Raw genomic sequence first — 17,230 nt, forward strand, 5'->3', positions numbered from 1 at the left:
CTACAACAAAAAAAGCCCGCAATTGCGGGCTCAATAGCACATTTTTTTCCAGTTGTTTAACCGAACTTACCTGTAATGTAATTATTGGTTTGCTGTTCTTTAGGGTTCGTAAACATAATATCGGTATCGTTAAACTCTACTAAATCGCCAAGATACATAAATGCCGTGTAATCTGAAATACGAGACGCCTGCTGCATGTTATGTGTAACAATCGCGATACTGTATTTCTCTTTTAGCCCTAAAATCATTTCTTCGATTGCCAATGTTGAAATAGGATCTAATGCTGATGTTGGTTCGTCAAACAACATTAAATCAGGTTTTAGCGCAACAACACGGGTAATACATAAACGTTGTTGTTGTCCGCCAGATAAACCGCGTGCATCTTGATGCAATCTATCCTTCACCTCATTCCAAAGCGCAGCATCCTGCAACGACTTAACAATAATCTCTTCAAGATCATTTTTGTTTTTAACGCCAGCAATACGCAGTCCATAGGCAATATTTTCATAAATACTCATTGGAAATGGCGTCGGCTTTTGGAAAATCATTCCAACACGTTGACGCAAGGCGATAAAGTCATTTTCTTTTTTAATATCTAAAGTATTGCCAATAGACCCATCTCTATTTTTCAATTGAATAGCGCCATCATAGACACACCCTGGATACAAATCATGAATTCTATTCATGGCTCTTAGCAAAGTAGACTTACCACAACCACTTGGACCAATTAAGGCCGTGATATGATTTTCTTTAATTGGTAAATTAATGTTTTTTAAAGAAGGGTTTTCAGCCTTTGGGTAGGTAAAACTGAAATCCTGTATTTCCATAATATTGGCAATATCTTTCACGCTAAAAACCTTTTAATGATGCTTTTCACGAATAATGTATCGACCAAGTAAATTTAGAATCAATACAAAGAATGTTAAAACTAAAGCTGCAGCCCAAGCCAAATCTACCATTTTGTCATCTGGCATGGTTGCTAAATTATAAATTGATACAGTGATGGAAGGGAAAGTATCGGACAAATCGGTAGACCAATACACACTTGAACCACTTGTATACAAGAGTGGGGCTGTCTCTCCAACAACGCGCGCGAAAGCTAGAATTAAGCCTGTCACGATACCAACTTTAGCCGCTCTAAGAATAATATTTACAATCACATGATACTTGGATGCACCAATAGCCATACCGGCTTCTCTAAGCTCCGTTGGAACCAAACTAAGCATGTCATCAGTTGCACGCACTACAATTGGAAGCATCATAACAAACAAAGCAAATACACCTGCCCACCCGGTAGTATGTCCTGTTGGCATAACCACAACCGCATAAACAAAAGTACCAATAACAATTGAAGGTGCTGACATCATTACATCTGATAAGTCACGGATAAAGTCTGCATATTTACTACCGTTGCTGTATTCTTGCAGGTAAATACCCGCCATAATTCCGATAGGAATACCTATTACCGTTGCCAGGCCAGCTAAAACAAACTGCCCAAACAACAAGTTACGAATACCATTATTAATCAAATCATGAGTAAAAATATAAGGTGACAAGGCTTGAGAACCTTTGATAATCAAGGTAATCAAAATCCAACCCAGAAAAACCAAACCAACGACAGCCGCCAAAGTAGAAAGCCCGAGTATAATTTTATTTATTAATAATCTCATGGCTATTTACCTCTTCTCAAGAAGTAGTGTTTCGCTGTAAAAATCACCACAAAACTCACTACAAATAGAACTAATGACAAGTAGAACAATGACGCCAAACTCAGACCGCTAGACTCTGAGAAGTTATTCGCCAATACCACAGGAATAGAGTTTGTTGGGTCTGTAATCGACTTGGCATACTCGAACACACCACCGATAACAAATGCGACAGCCATCGTTTCCCCTAATGCGCGCCCCAATGAAATAATAATAGAACCTATAATTCCTGCTTTTGCATAAGGAAAAACGACATCTTTAATCACTTCAAATTTAGTTGCGCCTACCGCATAAGCAGCTTCTTTCAAAACATCAGGAGTTGTATTAATCGCATCACGACTCAGTGCTGCCATAAAAGGAATAACCATAACCCCTAAAACCAAACCTGCCACGAGCAAAGATACTGAGTGACCACCAAAAATTGAAGCTATAAATGGACCGAAATAGAACAGACCCCACATCCCGTAAATGATACTTGGAATAGCAGCCAACAACTCTATCGCAACACCCACAGGTCTTGAAATACTTGGCGGTGCAATTTCAGATAAGAATATTGCGATCCCCATTGCCAAAGGGATAGAAAAAAGTAAGGCAATAATGGTTGAGAAAACTGTACCAACTATCGCAACAGCACCACCATAAACTACTTTATGAGGCGCATCACTAATTTCAGAAGAAGCATCATCATCACCAACATTAATGTCGTCGTCGCCAACATTCACGCCGTCATCGTCGCCAACATTCACACCATCATCTAAATGGGCATCAGACGCAGAAGAAGAGGTAGCTTTAGGTGTTGCTTGCTTATCTGGTGAAGTAGGAACATCAACTGGTACATCCACCCCCCAGCGAGAATCTATTAAAAACTTAGCGCCAAACTCTTCAATAGCAGGCTTTGCAGAAATATACAGTGTCACTAAGGTTCCAACCAACACGACAAAGACCAGACTTGCACTCATCTGGGAGAGTTTCGCAAATAATTTTTCCATACCTGCCCTAATTAATCATTCATGGCTTATTAAAAGTGTTTAAATTCTAGAGGATAAACTGGCTATGTCAACTTCCAAGAGCGGCAAAACATCCTTGATGCGCGGAAAGGTTTCCCAGGTATTCATTTAGAACCCTTATAAAAGGAGCTATAGAGCCTCTTTTATAAAAATTCTAAGTGCAGTATCTTTTCAGACACCACACTTAAAATTAACAGTGATTATTTAACGCCTTTAGCAGACCAGTAACCACGGATTTTTTCTTTTACGCTTTCAGGTAAAGGAACATAACCTAGGTCAGCTGCTGCTTTATCACCATGCTTGTAAGAATAATCGAAGAAGTCAGCAACTTCTTTGTTTTTCTTAGAGTCATTAGGCAACAAGATGAAAGTTGCTGCAACCATTGGGTATGCACTTTTTGGATAAGCAATGATTGAGTAAAAATCTTTCTTAGGATCTAAGCTAGCGTGACCTGCAGCAGCAATAAAGTTTGCTTTAGTAGGTGCATAGAATTTACCACCTTGACCTTGAACTGTAGCCATTTCTAAACCGTTTTTCTTCGCATCAGCATAATCTACATAACCGATAGAGTAAGCATTAGTCTTGATTGCAGTTGAAACACCGAAGTTACCTTTACCAGCAACGCGGTTTTCCATAGGCCAGTTGATTGCTTTTTTAGCACCAAACTTTTTGTTCCAAGTTTTGTTCATTTTTGATAGGTAATAAGTGAAGTTGAACGTTGTACCTGACTTATCAGAACGGTGAACAAAAAGGATTTTCTTGTGTGGCAAGTTAACGCCAGCATTATCATGCTTCAATGAAGCGTCATCCCAATATGTGATTTTCCCCATTACGATTCCTGAAATAGACTTTTCAGAAAGCTTTAGGTTATTAACACCTGGAACGTTATATGAGAAAGTGATTGCCCCTACAACTGTTGGGAACATATAAAGACCGCTCTTATGAAGAACAGAAGGCTTCAAAGGCTTATCAGAACCACCAAAATCAACATGGCGAGCAGAAATTTCTTTAATACCTGTACCAGAACCTGTTGGTGAATAGTTCACCTTGTTACCAGTAGCATTGTAATAAGAAGAAATCCATGCTTTGTAAACTGGATATGGGAAAGAAGCTCCTGTACCTTCAATAGTAGATGCAAAAGCTGATGTTGTCATACTTGCAGCTAATGCCGCAGTCGCTAATAGTTTTCTCACGATCGTCTCCTAAAAGAGTTGGTTTTAAATGCTTGCTAACCTGACACGCTAACAAACTTAACGGAGGGAATATTAGCAAACGCCCCTTTGAAAAATTACTACACTTTTATGACATTTTCTTTGCCTAAAAATGAATACCACCCTCTTCTTTGACAATAAAAGCTCCCCCGCAAGTTTTGCCTAACTTACAAGAAACTCCTTAACACTAAATACCAAACATGCACATACCATAGTACTAGCACTGAAGCACCAATCAAGAAGCATAACTATCACTGCGATCTTAAACAGAACAGCGAACGTCGCGCAACTTTATATACCTTATTTACTTCCTAGAACTCTATCTATTTTTTATTTGTTTTTATCACTTCATTTCAGTTAACAACAATAAAACATCTTTGATCATTTTTTAAATCAAACTTATTTATTTTTCAAGCAAGAATCATTGGTAAACAATATGAGCACAACATTAAAATATCCGTTTTGATAGAATACCAATTTTGAAATTCAACCTTATTAAGCCATATGAACTATCAACCAGCAGAAAAAACCATCGCTGACGTACAAGCGGATTTGGTCAAGCGCTTCACTCATTTTGACAACTGGAAAGACCGCTACAAATATCTAATTGATATGGGAAAAACACTGCAAGGTTTGCCTGACGAATTTAAAACTGAGGAAAACCGCATTCACGGTTGCCAGTCGCAAGTCTGGATTTATATTGAGGAGCATGATGGATACTTGTTTATGCAAGCTACATCCGATGCTGCGATCGTTGCTGGGTTAATTGCACTCTTACTCAAGGTTTATCAAGGCAGAACACCTAAAGAAATCTCAGAAGCACCGCTAAATTTTCTAGCGGAAATCGGTCTAATCCAACACCTATCGGCTAACCGTTCTACTGGCTTGTATCACATGATCAAACGTATACAGTCTGAAGCACAGGCTAGAATCTAGAACTTCAACGTTTCATTTAAATATAAAAAAACCGGCTTACGCCGGGTTTTTTTAGCAATCACTCACATTATTAAGCAATCTTTAACTGCTCTTGAGTTGTACTTTCAAGTGCCGCAATTCGCTCTTCCAATGGTGGATGAGACATGAATAGCTTACCAAACTTAGATCCGCCTGCTGAGATACCAAATGCAGCCATCTGATCTGGCAACTCACCTGGATGCATCGTTTGCAATCTACGCAATGCAGCAATCATATTCTCTTTACCAGCCAAATAAGCTCCGCCATTGTCCGCATGAAACTCTCGAACACGCGAGAACCACATTGCAACAATACTTGCCAAAATACCGAATAGAATTTGCGCAACGAAATCAACGGCAATAAATGTCCAGCTCATGCCCTCTTCTTCGTTTTTAAGAATGACACGATCAACAATGTAAGCCACTACTTTTGCAAAGAAGATAACAAAGGTATTCAATACACCTTGCAACAATGCCATGGTCACCATATCACCATTTGCAACGTGAGCAACTTCATGACCTAATACAGCTTCTACTTCGTTCTTACGCATATTGCGCAACAAACCTGTCGAGACAGCAACCATTGAAGAGTTTTTTGTCATTCCTGTCGCGAATGCGTTAGGTTCTGGCGAATCATAAATCGCAACTTCTGGCATACCGATGTTTGCTTTTTGTGCAAAGCCGCGAATCGTTTCAACCAACCATTGCTCATCAGCATTACGTGGTTGTTCAATTACTTGTGCACCAACTGACATTTTTGCTAGCCACTTTGACATTGCCAAAGAAATAAATGAACCGGCAAAACCAAACACCAAAGCAAAAATAAATAGATTCTTTAAATCCAATCCCTGGCTACTCATATAGCCTTTTACACCCAACAAATTGAGTGTAATCATTGCGACAGCAATCACAGCAATGTTCATTAATAAAAACAAGCCAATACGTTTCATTGAAACCTCCGTTAGACAATGAATGTTCATCTTAATTTAATTGATGAACTTATTATTTAAAGCATAGTTAATGGCTAATATAAGCTTTTTTTATAAGCTTTCAAGTAGAAATATGTGAAGAGTCAGACTTTTTTAAGAATTAGCGCCTAAGCTTTATCCAAAGGCGCCAAATTGCCCAACCCAAACAAAATCTGCCAGGCTGGGGTAAACTGAGATTCCAGATTAACTCGACAATTTTAGTTTTAAAACGTCATTAACCTGTGCAGGATTTGCCTGCCCTTTTGAAGCTTTCATTACCTGACCAACGAAGAAACCAAACATCTTCTCTTGACCATTGCGATAAGCTTCAACTTGAGCAGTGTTTGCTGCTAAAACTTCATCCACCAAAGCTTCAATTGCGGAAGAATCCGTAATTTGTTTTAAGCCTTTGGCTTCAATGACTTCATCTGCAGAACCTTCTTGGTTCCACATGCCGTCAAATACTTGCTTAGCAATCTTGCCAGAAATCGTGTTATCTTGAATTCTTGCCAACAAACCAGCAAAGGCTTCAGCAGAAACAGGAGAGGACTCAATCCCAATCGACTGTTGATTAAGTGATTTAGATAATTCACCCATTACCCAGTTTGCAGTCAGTTTTGCATCTTTAGTTTTTGCAACCACAGCTTCAAAATATTCTGCCATAGCACGAGAACCTGTTAAAAAGCTTGCATCGTAATCAGACAAACTTAAATCGGACACATAACGCTTGCGTTTTGCATCAGGCATTTCTGGCATTTCCGCACGAATTGCTTCAATATCTTCATCTGTTACCACAACAGGCAATAAATCAGGACAAGGGAAATAACGGTAATCATTCGCCTCTTCCTTGGCACGCATTGAACGAGTTTCATTTTTCTCAGAATCATACAAACGTGTTTCTTGAACAACCTTACCGCCCGATTCAACAATCTCTATCTGACGAGCAATCTCAAACTCAATCGCTTGCTCAATAAACTTAAACGAGTTAATGTTCTTCAACTCTGCACGCGTACCAAATGGTGTGCCTGGTTTATGAATGGAAACGTTCGAGTCAACACGGAACGACCCCTCCTGCATATTGCCATCACAAATTCCCAGATACTGAACCAACTCATGCATTTTTTTTGCATAGGCAACTGCCTCTTGAGCAGAGCGCATGTCCGGCTCAGAAACGATCTCCAACAGAGGTGTTCCTGCACGGTTCAAGTCAATCCCAGTCTGCCCTGGGAAAGCATCATGCACAGACTTACCAGCATCTTCTTCCAAGTGAGCACGGGTAATACCAATTTTTTTGGTTTCGCCATCAACTTCAATTTCCAGATACCCGCCCTTATCAACAATTGGGTAACTGAATTGTGATGTTTGATACCCTTTTGGTAAATCAGGATAAAAATAATTCTTTCGGTCAAAAATAGATTTACGACCAATTTCCGCTCCCACAGCCAAACCAAGACTGATCGCTTTCGGCAAAACAGCTTTATTCAAAACGGGCAATTGTCCCGGCATTCCCAAATCCAATAGGTTTGCCTGAGTATTCGGTTCAGCACCATACTCTACCGACGAACCGGAAAATATTTTTGTCTTCGTATTGAGCTGCGCATGAATCTCAAGACCGATAACCACTTCCCAAGTCATGTACTACTCCTATTGATAGACTTCCGGCATTTGTTCATGCCAGGAAGTCACTTGTTGAAATTGATGTGCAACATTAAGCAATTTTGCTTCGCTATGATAGGTACCGATTAAGTGCAACCCTACAGGCATACCTTCTGCGAACCCTGCTGGGACAGACATAGCAGGCAAACCAGCCAAGTTAACCGGAATCGTATATAAATCTTCTAAATACATACTGATCGGATCATCTGATTTTTCACCAATATTGAAAGCAGTTGTCGGTGCCACAGGCCCAACGATGACATCACATTTCTCAAAAGCTTTAACAAAGTCATCACGAACCATACGACGTAATTTTTGTGCCTTTAAGTAATAAGCGTCGTAATACCCTTCCGACAAAGCGTAAGCTCCGACCATAATACGTCGCTTCACTTCAGTACCAAATCCTTCAGAACGGGAACGCATATATAAGTCACTCAAGTCTTGCGGGTTTTCACAACGGTAACCATAACGCACACCATCAAAACGAGACAGATTGGAAGAAGCTTCCGCTGGCGCCAAAACATAATAAGCAGGCACCGCTAAATCTTTATTTGGCAAACTTACTTCTACTATTTCTGCGCCCTGCTGACGTAAAACCTCAACCGCTTCTTTTACAGCAGAGGAAACAGAACCTGAAAGCCCCTCTCCAAAATATTCTTTTGGCACACCAACTTTCAAACCCTGTAAAGAGTCGTCTAAATGCGCCAAATAATTCAGCTTTTCTTGCTCAAGGCTAGTTGAATCTTTTTTATCAAAGCCTGCCATTGCATCCAACAACCATGCTGCATCTTCTGCACTGCGAGTCATAGGACCACCTTGATCAAAGCTAGAAGCATAAGCAATCATGCCATAACGGGAAACTGCACCATAGGTTGGTTTTATCCCAGTAATACCGCAAAAAGAAGCCGGTTGACGAATCGAACCACCTGTATCGGTTCCAGTCGCCAAAGGCGCCAGGCCTGCGGCGATAACCGATGCGGAGCCACCAGATGAACCACCAGGAACCGCATTCAGATTCCAAGGATTCTTAGTCGGCCCATAATAACTACTCTCAGAGGATGACCCCATTGCAAACTCATCCATATTGGTTTTGCCTAAGATCGGCATACCAACAGCTTTAAGTTTTTCTACAACCGTAGCATCATAAGGCGCAACAAAATTATGCAACATCTTAGAACCACAAGAAGTCTTCACACCATCAACACAAAATATATCTTTGTGCGCTACAGGAACCCCCGTCAAAAAAGAGCCTTCACCCTTATCTAACATCTCATCCGCTTTTTTAGCCATCTCAATGGCTAGTTCAGGCGTTACAGAAATATAAGCATTCAGTTCGCTATCGTATTTCTCAATACGGTCTAAGTAGTGCTGCGTTAAAGCAACACTGGTAATTTCTCTAGAATGGAGCTTTTCGCTCATTTGTCTAATGGAAAGTCTATGCATGATTTTACTCTATCACCTGTGGCACTAAATACATTCCCCCTTCAGCTGACGGGGCAATTTTCTGGAACTTTTCGCGCTGATTGGTTTCCGTCACCACATCTTCACGCAAACGTTGCACTTGATCCAAGGGATGAGACATTGGTTCAACACCATCTGTATCAACCGCCTGCATTTGCGCAAAAAGATCGAGAATACTACTTAATTTATCAGCAACTTGACTGACTTCATCCTCAGACACGGAAATAGCCGCTAGACGAGAGATTTTATTAACGTCTTCATTCCCTATGGACACTTCCAAACTCCTTAAAAAATTAAGCGTTGATCCCTAAGAACCCAAGCCTAAAAAATTCAATGACAAAAATTCCTATTAAAGTACCACATTTCGACTTTTCTAAAAAGAGAGCTTCTCTTTTTTATACAAAAAAAATCATGGATAAAATGGTGACTTTTTCGACCGAGTTTGTTATAAAATGGCTCAATCTTGTTTACAGGAGAACTGGGCAGGATTACCAGTTAATTAGGGCAGATATAAAAGTACTTAATGCACTAACTCCCTCCGTTTCTAGCTTAAGGAATTGCAATACATGTTACGCAAAATCATCGGACTTTTTTCTAACGACTTATCTATTGATTTAGGCACGGCAAACACTCTCATCTATGTTCGAGGCAAAGGAATGGTTCTAAATGAACCTTCGGTTGTTGCTATCCGAACTAACCGCCAAAATGGAAATTCACGTTCTATCGTTGCGGTCGGAGAAGGCGCCAAGCAAATGCTAGGAAAGGAAAACCAAAACATCGAAACGGTTCGTCCACTAAAAGACGGCGTTATTGCTGACTTTGAAGTAACCGAAAAAATGCTACAAGCCTTTATTCGAAAAGTTCATGAAGCACGTTTCTTTCAACCAAGCCCACGAGTCCTAGTTTGTGTACCTTGCGGTTCTACACAAGTAGAACGACGAGCTATTCGTGAATCAGCGGCAGGTGCCGGTGCGCGTGAAGTTTACTTAATTGAAGAGCCAATGGCTGCTGCTATCGGTGCTGGTATGCCAGTAAGTGAAGCAACAGGTTCTATGGTTGTTGATATTGGTGGTGGTACAACTGAGGTTGCAACCTTATCACTAAACGGTATCGTTTGGTCTGATTCGGTTAAAGTGGGTGGTGACCGTTTTGACGACGCCATCATCAAATATGTTCGCCGCAACTACGGCATGATTATCGGTGAAGCAACTGCGGAAAAAATCAAAAAAGAAATCGGGACGGCTTATCATGAAATCGACCCTGACACTTTAGAAGTTCACGGCAGCAATATTGCAGAAGCTGTTCCTCGTCGCTTCACTCTAAACAGTAATGAAGTACTTGAAGCGCTTCAAGAACCACTTGCAGCGATTGTGAGTGCAGTTCGTACTGCTTTAGAACATACACCGCCAGAACTTGGTGCAGACATTGCCGAGCATGGGATTGTACTAACAGGTGGTGGCGCGTTACTGCGTAATCTAAACACTCTATTATCAGAAGAAACTGGTGTACCGGTTATCATTGCTGACGACCCATTAACGTGTGTTGCTCGTGGTGGTGGTCGTGCTCTTGAGCTAATGGATGAAAAAGGTATTGACGTATTTTCTTTTGACTAATCGTCAATGATTAAAAAGGTCTGACTCTATGATTTTGTTCACTTTAAATCACTACGATTTAACTCAACAATAGAAGGAGTTAGACCATCAACCTCGGCGCTACCTCTCCTCAAAAAGAAGGGTCTCAGTTTCTTTTATTTTTTGTGCTGTGCATCGCATTTATGGTGATGGACCACTATAGTCATGTTCTAATAAACTTTAGAGCCTTATTGCTTACCACGATAGATCCTATCGAACGTACCGCAACACTCCCTCTTAACACCTACCAATACTTTCAACAAGACTTTAAAACTGTTGATGAACTTAAAAGACGTAATCAGCAGCTGGCAACTGAAAATTTGCTTTTAAAAGCAAAACAGCAACAGTTAAATAAACTGCAACACGAAATATCTCGTTTGAACCTTTTATTAGGCACAGCAAGTCAAATGTCCACTTCGGATGTACAAATCGCTAGTGTAAAGTATTACAACCTGTCTCCTTTATCTCAATTCTTCACCCTTGATAAGGGAAGTCTTGACGGGGTGAAACTACATCAGGCCGTCATTGATGCTAAAGGCTTGATTGGGCAAATAACAACTGTTACACCAGCAACTTCTCGCGTACAACTCATTACAGATTCAGACATTCAGATTCCAGTGCGCATTCAACGCACAGGGCAACGCGGTATATTGACAGGCATGGGACAAAGCCAACTTTCCTTACAATTCATCCCCAACACAAGCTCAATTAAAGTTGGAGATATTATCGAGACGTCAGGGTTAGGCAATGTTTATCCAAATGGCTACCCCGTCGCCACTGTTAGCAGTATCAGTATTCTAAAAGACCAACCTTATTACGAAATCATGGCTTCCCCTGTTGCAGACATCAACCTCGCAGAAAAAGTTCTCATTCTTTCTCCAGCCAAAAACTCAATGATTGATGTTCACATCGACACCAAACTTAATGGAGCATCAGATGACAGATAAGGTTTTTTCCCTTGGTTTCTCAGATGTAAAATGGTTATTACTATTCAGCTATTTAGGTGGTCTAGTTATTGATAGTGCATTGAACTTTAGTTTTGCCTTGCACTACGCTCCACCCATTACATTGCTACTGTTACTCTTTTGGAGTTCTCAAATACTTAACCAAACACACCTATTTACTGCTGTTGTTTTAGGGCTGCTCAATGATGCTTCTTTAAACACTCTATTAGGTGCGCATGCAATATTATTTTTAACAGTAACGTTTTTCATGCTCCGCATTCGTTTGAGATTTAAAGGCTATCCAATGTGGCAACAGTCCATTGTCGTAGCCTTCTATGTTTTATTTTTTCAAGTAGCTGGCTGGTTTATTTTCCACCCAGCGCTTGATAACCAAACAATCTATTATTACTGGCTTGAACCAGTTTTTGCCATTGCATTATGGCCTTTAGTCTCCAACATTATGCAGTCGCTTACCCAGAGGGCTCTTTTCAGGTAAGCATCCATGCAACAAAAACACTATAAATACCAATCCGAAACGGAAGTCATTCAACAAAAAAAGCTTTTCAGAGGTAGGCTTTATTTTGCCCTCGCTTTTTCTATTGTCTTTTTCCTGATATTGTTCGGCAGAATGGCCTATTTACAATGGATAAACTACGACCATTACCATGCAATGTCGGAAGGCAACCGCATTTCGGTTGAAGCTATCCCTCCGGTTAGAGGTAAAATTTATGACCGTAACAATGTCTTATTAGCCGACAACCATCCTGTATTCGCACTTAAATTCTCTAAAGACAAAATTCAGAACATTGATGCAACTTTCAACAAACTAAAAAAGCTATTGCCAAAAATACCTGATAGTAAATTTGAAAAGTTCTACAAACGACTCAAAGTCGCTAATAAATACCGCCCTACTTATCTTCCTTACAGCTTGAGCGAAACTGAAGCAGCTGTTTTTGCAGCAAATAGTTATCAGTTTTCTGGCGTGACACTTTCAGGAAAATTAAAACGCGTTTACCCTTTTGGAAAAATTGCCGTACACGCCATTGGTTACGTTGGAAAAATCAACCAATCTGAACTTAAAAACCTCAATGCATCAGATTATCAAGGAACTGATGTTATTGGAAAAATAGGCATTGAGAGTACTTATGAATCACTTCTCCATGGAAAGCCAGGCTTGCAACAGGTTGAAACCAATGCACGTGGTAAGGTTATCCGAAAGTTGGAATCACAACCTGCTATCCCTGGCAAAGATATTCAATTAACCATTGATATTCGACTACAAAAATTTATTGAAGAATATCTTGGCGACAAAAAAGCTGCTGTAGTGGTCATTGAACCTAAAACAGGCGAAATTCTTGCTTATGTTAGTTCGCCTGGCTATGATCCAAACCTGTTTGTTGACGGCATTAGCAGCAAAAACTATTCAGCACTACTCCATAATCCTTACAGACCACTCATTAACCGTGTTATTAATGGACAATATCCTCCAGGCTCAACCATAAAACCCTTTGTTGCCCTATCAGCCATTGAGAACGGAGTCATCTCTCCCTATAAGAAAATTTCCGATCCAGGGTACTTTGACTTTAAAAATCATCGCTACCGTGATTGGAAGCGTGGTGGTCATGGCTTAGTAGATATGAACAAAGCAATCACAGAGTCGTGCGATACCTACTTTTATGAACTAGGGCTAAAAATGGGAATTCAAATGATCCATGATGATCTATACCCTTTTGGATTTGGCCATACAACTGGGATTGACCTTCATGGCGAGTCGTCAGGGATTCTCCCATCTAAAGAATGGAAACGAGAGACCAAAAATAAACCTTGGTTTAAAGGTGAAACGGTTATTGCTGCTATTGGGCAAGGCTATTTCCTTGCCACACCAATCCAATTAGCCAAAGCTGTTGCTATTATGGCAAACCGAGGCAAAATCATCACACCACACCTAATGAAAGAAAAAGAAATTGCCCAACAGGAACAAATCCCAATTGAAAAAATATCAAACTGGGAAAAAGTGATTAAAAGCATGATGAATGTTATGCAAAGTTATCATGGTACGGCTTACCGCTATGCAAGAGGCCTACCTTTCACCATGGCAGGAAAAACAGGAACAGCTCAGGTTTTTAGCCTCGGTAAAGATGAGGACTATGACGCCAAAACCGTCAAAAAGAACCTGCGTGACCACTCGCTATTCATTGGTTTCGCACCGGTGAAAAAGCCCAAAATCGCAATCAGTGTTATTATTGAAAACTCAAGTGTTAAAGCGGCTCCAGTAGCTGTTGATATTGCCCGTTACTATCTAACGGAGCTCCACAAAGACGAATCCTATGAAAATTGAACTAGACGTAAAAGAAAAAGTTTATCGTCGAAATAATGGAGGATTAGAATCTCTCCATCTGGATGGCTGGCTTTTAGCTGGAATTTTCTTACTCATGTTTATCAGTAGCATGATTGTATACAGTGCTTCAGGTGGTGACGTAGGCGTATTGCATCGACACTTAGTGCGAGATGGTTTCGCATTTTTACTCATGTTGTTATTTGCTCAAATCCCGCCAAATTTAATACGAGTTTACACGCCATGGCTGTTCTTGGTCGGTATCATTATGCTGATAAGCGTCTTACTTTTTGGCGAAATTGGGAAAGGTGCTCGACGCTGGTTAGATATAGGTTTTTTTCGTTTTCAGCCTTCCGAACTGATAAAACTTGTACTTCCCCTAACCATTGCCTGGTTATTTGCTCAAGACACTCTGCCGCCACCCAATAGAAAAATGTTGCTTGGCATCATGATGGTTATGTTTACCGCAGGACTTATCATCGTTGAACCTGATTTGGGAACATCAATTCTCATTGCAATGAGTGGACTCTTTGTTATTTTCTTTGCCGGCTTATCTTGGCGGTTGATTTTATCTGCTATCGGTCTGGTTGCCGCCAGCTTACCAATCGTTTGGCACTTTTATATGTATGATTATCAAAAACAACGAGTCATGACTTTCTTAAACCCTGAATCCGATCCTCTTGGCAGCGGTTACCACATCATTCAATCCAAAATAGCTATTGGCTCTGGTGGATTAGAAGGTAAAGGTTTTATGGGAAGCACTCAAGCCCATTTGGATTTTTTACCCGAATCTACCACAGATTTCATCTTTTCTGTTTTTGCCGAAGAATTCGGTCTAGTTGGGGTAACTTCACTACTTATTTTATACACACTCATTATTGGCCGGGGATTGTACATCGCCTCGCAAGCACAAGATAATTTTGCTCGATTGGCTGCTTCAAGTTTAGTGATGACGCTATTTGTTTATGTGTTCGTTAATATCGGCATGGTAAGCGGCTTATTGCCTGTAGTTGGGCTACCGTTACCATTAATTAGTTATGGCGGCAGCTCGCTTGTAACCATCATGATCAGTTTCGGTATTTTGATGTCTATACATACTCACAAAAAATTACTAACCTCGTAAACAGAGGCCAAACTTGAAATAACTAAATACTTCAGGTTATTTCAAACCTCCTAAGCTTTCAGGTAAGGCTTTTTTGTGTTAAATTATTGCCTCAAATTACCACTATGACTTTTTTTCATATTCAACGTAAAAGAACCCCCATGACAAAGCTTTTTAGTATTTTTATTGCACTCTTCTTGGTTACAACTAACGCTTGGTCGGATACACCTGTACCTCAGCCAGGCACTTCTGTATCGCCACCAATGCCTTACGTCATTCCTTCACCGCCAAAACTAGATGCTAAAGCCTACTTAGTTGTGGACTTCAATAGTGGTGCTGTCTTAGCAGACTTCAATGCAAACCAACGCATTGAACCTGCCAGCTTGACAAAAATCATGTCTGGCTACGTCATTCTCAGTGAATTAAAAAATGGCAATATGTCGCTGAATGACATGGTCACCATTTCACCAAAGGCATGGAAAATGCCTGGCTCAAAAATGTTTATTGAAGTCGGTCAAAAGGTATCCGTCAGCAACTTAATCAAAGGCATGGTTGTTCAATCAGGAAATGACGCAACAGTTGCGCTTGCTGAACATGTTGCTGGAAGCGAAGGCACATTTGTTGAAATGATGAATAAATATGCGCAAGTACTCGGCATGACAGGAACTCACTTTGCCAATGCGACAGGTCTACCAAATCCTGACCACTACAGCACAGCTGTAGACTTAGCTAAAGTTGCCAAAGCTTTAATCCAAAAATTCCCTGACGACTACAAATGGTACGATCAGAAGAAATTTACCTTTAATGGCATTACCCAATACAACCGCAACAAACTGCTATGGCAAGACCCATCGGTTGACGGATTAAAAACAGGTCACACTGAATCTGCGGGTTACTGCCTAGTTTCTTCTGCTCATCGCAACGGTATGCGAATCGTCACCGTTGTTGTTGGTACCCCTTCTGCCGCAAAACGTGTTTCTGAAAGCCAAAAACTCATCAACTATGCTTTCCGCTTTTTTGAAACTCATAAACTTTACACTGCGGACCAGCGTTTGCATGATGCACGTGTTTGGGAAGGCAAGCAAAACACGGTTGGTCTAAGCTTAGCAAAAGATCTATATATCACCATTCCTCGTGGTCAATATAAGAACTTGAAAATTGAAACTACGATTAAATCTGACATTCGCGCACCTATTACAAAAGGACAACAACTAGGAGACCTTCATGTATCTCTAAACGGCAAGGTTATTGCCGAGCGTCCTTTGGTTGCAACAAGCGAAGTAGAAGAAGGTTCTTTCTTCAAAAAAATCATTGATCAAATCAAGTTACTTTTCCAATCCCTGTTGAATTTTATTGGGCTGTAAATGTCAGAGCAAATCGCCTATTTAAATGGTGATTTTTTGCCTCTTACTGAGGCAAAGGTTTCGGCACAAGATCGTGGTTTTTTATTTGGGGATGGCATTTATGAAGTCATTCCCGTTTTCCAAAAAAAACTATTTCAGCTCAATGCTCACCTTGACAGATTGCGCAACAGCTTAAATGCAGTTTCTATTCAAGACCCTTACACTGATACCCAATGGGAAACCCTGTTAAACGACTTGATTCAGAAACACCCTTGGGATAACCAGTTTGTTTATTTGCACGTGACTCGAGGAGTTCAACTTGTTCGAGACCACTTACCAGAAAATAACCTTAAACCAACCGTGTACGCCTATACCAACCCGCTTAAACCTGTAGCAGACCATATCCTCAAACATGGTATCAAAGCGGTAACACTAGAAGATATTCGTTGGCTTAGATGTGATATTAAAGCCACCACACTTCTCCCCAACGTAATGATGAAACTTGCTGCGAAACAACAAGGGGCTGATGACGCCATCCTCATTGGTCGCGACCAAACTATTTCTGAAGGCACCGCCAGCAATGTCTTTATCGTGAAAGATGGTGTTTTGCATACACCTCCCTTAAGTAACCGCATTTTGCCAGGCATTACACGCATGATGATCGAGAAAATCGCTTTAGACCACAATATTCCATTGCTTGAACAACAACTCTTCTTAGCCGATTTAGAAACAGCAGATGAAATCTGGTTAACCAGCTCAACAAAAGATGCTTTACCTGTCTGCTCACTCAATAACAACACTATTGGAAGTGGAAAACCCGGCCCGATTTGGCGTAAAATGCAAGCCTATTTTGAACAAACCAAACAAGCATTAATGGCAGCTGAAGATTAAGCCGCTGAAAATAAGGATTGCA

General features: G+C 40.5%; 16 protein-coding genes. 8 read left to right on the top strand and 8 right to left on the bottom strand.

Annotation, left to right across the window (positions count from 1 at the left end; all coding sequences use genetic code 11):
• Positions 1-56 precede the first annotated feature (56 nt).
• From pstB to pstS, 4 genes are all read right to left on the bottom strand, one after another.
• The gene (gene pstB, locus N745_RS0108375; RefSeq protein WP_024851674.1) at positions 57-848 is read right to left on the bottom strand and encodes a phosphate ABC transporter ATP-binding protein PstB; all 792 of its coding nucleotides are present in this window, start codon (positions 846-848) and stop codon (positions 57-59) included.
• Positions 849-860: 12 nt separating this feature from the next.
• On the bottom strand, positions 861-1,670 hold the full coding sequence (gene pstA, locus N745_RS0108380; protein ID WP_024851675.1) for a phosphate ABC transporter permease PstA: 810 nt from the start codon (positions 1,668-1,670) through the stop codon (positions 861-863).
• A 2-nt stretch (positions 1,671-1,672) separates the two neighbouring features.
• Positions 1,673-2,695: a phosphate ABC transporter permease subunit PstC gene (pstC, locus tag N745_RS0108385; protein WP_024851676.1), complete on the bottom strand. Its 1,023-nt coding sequence runs from the start codon at positions 2,693-2,695 to the stop codon at positions 1,673-1,675.
• 218 nt (positions 2,696-2,913) lie between these two features.
• Positions 2,914-3,906 carry a phosphate ABC transporter substrate-binding protein PstS gene (gene pstS / locus N745_RS0108390; protein ID WP_024851677.1) on the bottom strand — a complete coding sequence of 331 codons (993 nt, stop codon included), beginning with the start codon at positions 3,904-3,906 and terminating at the stop codon, positions 2,914-2,916.
• 522 nt (positions 3,907-4,428) lie between these two features.
• Between pstS and N745_RS0108395 the strand changes: the two genes are divergently transcribed.
• Positions 4,429-4,860: a SufE family protein gene (locus N745_RS0108395; protein ID WP_024851678.1), complete on the top strand. Its 432-nt coding sequence runs from the start codon at positions 4,429-4,431 to the stop codon at positions 4,858-4,860.
• A gap of 70 nt (positions 4,861-4,930) precedes the next feature.
• On the opposite strand, the gene htpX is transcribed toward N745_RS0108395, so the two are convergent.
• The 4 genes from htpX to gatC form a co-directional block, all read right to left on the bottom strand.
• Positions 4,931-5,827 (bottom strand): protease HtpX, encoded by an 897-nt coding sequence (gene htpX / locus N745_RS0108400; protein ID WP_024851679.1) that lies wholly within the window; start codon positions 5,825-5,827, stop codon positions 4,931-4,933.
• A gap of 222 nt (positions 5,828-6,049) precedes the next feature.
• Entirely contained in the window at positions 6,050-7,480 is a 1,431-nt protein-coding gene (gatB, locus tag N745_RS0108405; protein WP_024851680.1) for an Asp-tRNA(Asn)/Glu-tRNA(Gln) amidotransferase subunit GatB, read from the bottom strand.
• Between the two features lie 9 nt (positions 7,481-7,489).
• Positions 7,490-8,944 carry an Asp-tRNA(Asn)/Glu-tRNA(Gln) amidotransferase subunit GatA gene (gene gatA / locus N745_RS0108410; RefSeq protein WP_024851681.1) on the bottom strand — a complete coding sequence of 485 codons (1,455 nt, stop codon included), beginning with the start codon at positions 8,942-8,944 and terminating at the stop codon, positions 7,490-7,492.
• A 4-nt stretch (positions 8,945-8,948) separates the two neighbouring features.
• Entirely contained in the window at positions 8,949-9,236 is a 288-nt protein-coding gene (gene gatC / locus N745_RS0108415) for an Asp-tRNA(Asn)/Glu-tRNA(Gln) amidotransferase subunit GatC (RefSeq protein WP_024851682.1), read from the bottom strand.
• Between the two features lie 292 nt (positions 9,237-9,528).
• On the opposite strand from gatC, the gene N745_RS0108420 reads away from it, so the two are divergent.
• The 7 genes from N745_RS0108420 to N745_RS0108450 all read left to right on the top strand — a co-directional run bounded on the left by N745_RS0108420 (position 9,529) and on the right by N745_RS0108450 (position 17,208).
• Positions 9,529-10,575 carry a rod shape-determining protein gene (locus N745_RS0108420; RefSeq protein WP_024851683.1) on the top strand — a complete coding sequence of 349 codons (1,047 nt, stop codon included), beginning with the start codon at positions 9,529-9,531 and terminating at the stop codon, positions 10,573-10,575.
• An 86-nt stretch (positions 10,576-10,661) separates the two neighbouring features.
• Complete coding sequence (mreC, locus tag N745_RS0108425; protein ID WP_051453395.1) at positions 10,662-11,540, top strand: rod shape-determining protein MreC; 879 nt, start codon at positions 10,662-10,664, stop codon at positions 11,538-11,540.
• Entirely contained in the window at positions 11,530-12,033 is a 504-nt protein-coding gene (mreD, locus tag N745_RS0108430) for a rod shape-determining protein MreD (RefSeq protein ID WP_024851685.1), read from the top strand. Before mreC ends, mreD begins: the two co-directional genes overlap by 11 nt.
• Before the next feature lie 6 nt (positions 12,034-12,039).
• A complete protein-coding gene (mrdA, locus tag N745_RS0108435; RefSeq protein WP_024851686.1) occupies positions 12,040-13,875 on the top strand; it encodes a penicillin-binding protein 2 in 1,836 nt (611 codons plus the stop codon).
• On the top strand, positions 13,865-14,995 hold the full coding sequence (gene rodA, locus N745_RS0108440; RefSeq protein WP_024851687.1) for a rod shape-determining protein RodA: 1,131 nt from the start codon (positions 13,865-13,867) through the stop codon (positions 14,993-14,995). The genes mrdA and rodA overlap by 11 nt, the downstream gene beginning before the upstream one ends.
• A gap of 140 nt (positions 14,996-15,135) precedes the next feature.
• Positions 15,136-16,338: a D-alanyl-D-alanine carboxypeptidase family protein gene (locus tag N745_RS0108445; RefSeq protein WP_024851688.1), complete on the top strand. Its 1,203-nt coding sequence runs from the start codon at positions 15,136-15,138 to the stop codon at positions 16,336-16,338.
• On the top strand, positions 16,339-17,208 hold the full coding sequence (locus N745_RS0108450; protein WP_024851689.1) for a D-amino acid aminotransferase: 870 nt from the start codon (positions 16,339-16,341) through the stop codon (positions 17,206-17,208).
• Positions 17,209-17,230 lie beyond the last annotated feature (22 nt).

Origin of the sequence: Hydrogenovibrio kuenenii DSM 12350, assembly GCF_000526715.1 — a bacterium.
Lineage (GTDB): Bacteria > Pseudomonadota > Gammaproteobacteria > Thiomicrospirales > Thiomicrospiraceae > Hydrogenovibrio > Hydrogenovibrio kuenenii.

Bases quoted from the DNA above. Each gene is read 5' to 3' on its own strand.
- pstA (WP_024851675.1), bottom strand. From the start codon at position 1,670: ATGAGATTATTAATAAATAAAATTATACTCGGGCTTTCTACTTTGGCG.
- pstC (WP_024851676.1), bottom strand. From the start codon at position 2,695: ATGGAAAAATTATTTGCGAAACTCTCCCAGATGAGTGCAAGTCTGGTC.
- N745_RS0108395 (WP_024851678.1), top strand. From the start codon at position 4,429: ATGAACTATCAACCAGCAGAAAAAACCATCGCTGACGTACAAGCGGAT.
- htpX (WP_024851679.1), bottom strand. From the start codon at position 5,827: ATGAAACGTATTGGCTTGTTTTTATTAATGAACATTGCTGTGATTGCT.
- gatB (WP_024851680.1), bottom strand. From the start codon at position 7,480: ATGACTTGGGAAGTGGTTATCGGTCTTGAGATTCATGCGCAGCTCAAT.
- gatA (WP_024851681.1), bottom strand. From the start codon at position 8,944: ATGCATAGACTTTCCATTAGACAAATGAGCGAAAAGCTCCATTCTAGA.
- N745_RS0108420 (WP_024851683.1), top strand. From the start codon at position 9,529: ATGTTACGCAAAATCATCGGACTTTTTTCTAACGACTTATCTATTGAT.
- mreD (WP_024851685.1), top strand. From the start codon at position 11,530: ATGACAGATAAGGTTTTTTCCCTTGGTTTCTCAGATGTAAAATGGTTA.
- mrdA (WP_024851686.1), top strand. From the start codon at position 12,040: ATGCAACAAAAACACTATAAATACCAATCCGAAACGGAAGTCATTCAA.
- rodA (WP_024851687.1), top strand. From the start codon at position 13,865: ATGAAAATTGAACTAGACGTAAAAGAAAAAGTTTATCGTCGAAATAAT.
- N745_RS0108445 (WP_024851688.1), top strand. From the start codon at position 15,136: ATGACAAAGCTTTTTAGTATTTTTATTGCACTCTTCTTGGTTACAACT.
- N745_RS0108450 (WP_024851689.1), top strand. From the start codon at position 16,339: ATGTCAGAGCAAATCGCCTATTTAAATGGTGATTTTTTGCCTCTTACT.